Here is a 2,074-nt window from a genome sequence, read left to right as displayed (position 1 = left end):
AAGTGGCACCGCACACTGGAAAACGACGGCTTTGCCGCGCTGACCAGCGAAAAACGTGGCCCGAAGGGTGGCTCCAAACTCACCACCTCGGTCATTACGCGCATTCAGGAGTTAAAGAAGACGACCGGGCTGTCCAACACGCGCATCGGCACGCAGGTCGGCGTGTCGGAATTCAGTGTCCGCCGGGCCCTCACCCTGACCCCCGCCGCCGTCGAAAGCCGGTCCCCGGTGGCCCTGCCTGCCCCCTCCGCGCCGGTGGAACCCACGTTGTTCGCCATGTCCGTGCCGGACGAGTTACCCGTTCTCCCGGCCCCGATGGATCGCACCAATGAGCGTTTGGCCGCATCGTTGGGGTCGCTGACGGAGCTGCCGCCGGTGTTCGCCCCGGCAGCACGCGTCCCACTGGCCGGCATGTTCTTCGCACTTCCAGCGTTGGAAACAACCCTGCTGCTGTGTTGCGCGCCGAAGGTGTTCACCGGTCTGTCGAACCGGGTTTACGGGTTGAACACCCTGCTGCTGGAGGGTGTGCTGCGCACCCTGGTCGGAGAACCCCGGGCGGAAGGCGCCACCCGTCTGAATCCGACCGCTTTCGGACGGATCCTGGGTTTGGACCGGTCGCCGGAGGTGAAAACCATCCGCCGGCAGTATCAAGGGCTGGTGGACACCGGCAAGGTCCCCGAGCTGATGTCGCTGATCGCTTTCGAACGCTTCGCCGCCGATAAGAACGCGGACACCGCACTGCTCGGCATCGTTTATGTTGACGGTCATACCCGGGCCTATGAGGGTGGGAAGAAGATCGGGCGGTTGCATTCGACCCGGTTGAAGATGCCCGTTCCCGCCACGGAGGAGACCTGGGTTTCCGCGGCGAACGGAGACCCGTTGTTCATGGTCATGGCCCAGCCCAGCGCCTCCCTCGTCTCCGAGCTCAAAGCCCTCACGCCGAAGCTGCGCGCGATGATCGGTGACGACCGACGCATGCTGGTCGGGTTTGACCGTGGCGGCTGGTCCCCGGCCCTGTTCGCCCACCTGCACACCGAGGGGTTTGACGTGTTGACCTGGCGGAAGGGCGCCACACCCGACGTTGACGAAATTCTCTTCACCACAGTCAGCCATGTGGACGAGCAGGGAATCACCCACACCTGGGACCGGGTCGCCGACACCGAGGTCGACGTCGTCCTCAGCGCCAAGACGGGCGACACCTTTCGGATGCGGCAAGTGTCCCAGATCGTCCCGCGCGCCCACGGCGGCGGCACCCGGCAGATTCATATCCTCACCACCCTGAACACCCAAACGACGATGAGCACTGCCGAGGTCGTGTTTCGGATGGCGGCGCGGTGGCGGCAGGAGAACTACTTCCGGTTCGGCCGGGAACGGTTCGCGCTCGACGCCCACGACTCTTACGCCAGCCGTGACGACGACGCGACCCGTCTGGTGCCCAATCCGGTCAAGGCGAAAGCCAAATTGGTGCAGCACAACGCCCGCATCCACCGCGACGCGGTCGCTGGCGCCGTGACGTCGGCCATGCTGGCGATCAACACCCCGGCCCCCGGCGCCGACGGAATCATGATCACGAACCAGATGCACAACGACATTCACGCACCCCTGATCGCTGCTGAAGCCACGGCGGCTGCGGCCGATGACGCCTACCGGCAGCTACCCGCGCGGGTTCCGCTGGGGCAAAGCCGGCCCGGGCAGCAGGTCTTGGATCAGGAGATGAAGCGCTTCACCCACATCATCCGGATGGCCGCGTTCAACACCGCCGTCACCCTCGCCCGGGAGGTCCGCACCAACACGAGGTTTCAGCGCGCCGACCGCGAAGCCCACAACTTGGTGCGGCAGATCCTGAAGCAGCCCGGCGACATCGATCCCACCCAGCCCGGCATCCTCCGCATCACCCTGGACCCCATGCCGACCCAGCGTGAAACCGCGGCCGTTCGTGAGCTCTGCACGAGCCTCACCGACACCGAAACCCGCTATCCAGGCACCGACCTGATCATGCACTATGCGATCAAAGACCGGCTTTGAGTTACGCCGGAATATATCGAATCAAGCCGCCCATGTCAGGACCCCTGAG

At 65.0% G+C, this 2,074-nt stretch carries 1 protein-coding gene; it reads left to right on the top strand.

Features of this window, described 5'->3' with window-relative positions; all coding sequences use genetic code 11:
• A partial coding sequence (locus tag E3O45_RS17625) for a putative transposase (protein ID WP_166789537.1) occupies positions 1-2,025 on the top strand: 2,025 nt, incomplete at its 5' end.
• Between the last annotated feature and the right edge of the window lie 49 nt (positions 2,026-2,074).

The sequence above is a fragment of the Cryobacterium sp. TMS1-20-1 genome (genome assembly GCF_004402355.1).
GTDB lineage: Bacteria > Actinomycetota > Actinomycetes > Actinomycetales > Microbacteriaceae > Cryobacterium > Cryobacterium levicorallinum.
Note: the sequence above shows the minus strand (reverse complement) of the source record. Positions and strands in the feature narration are given on the sequence as shown.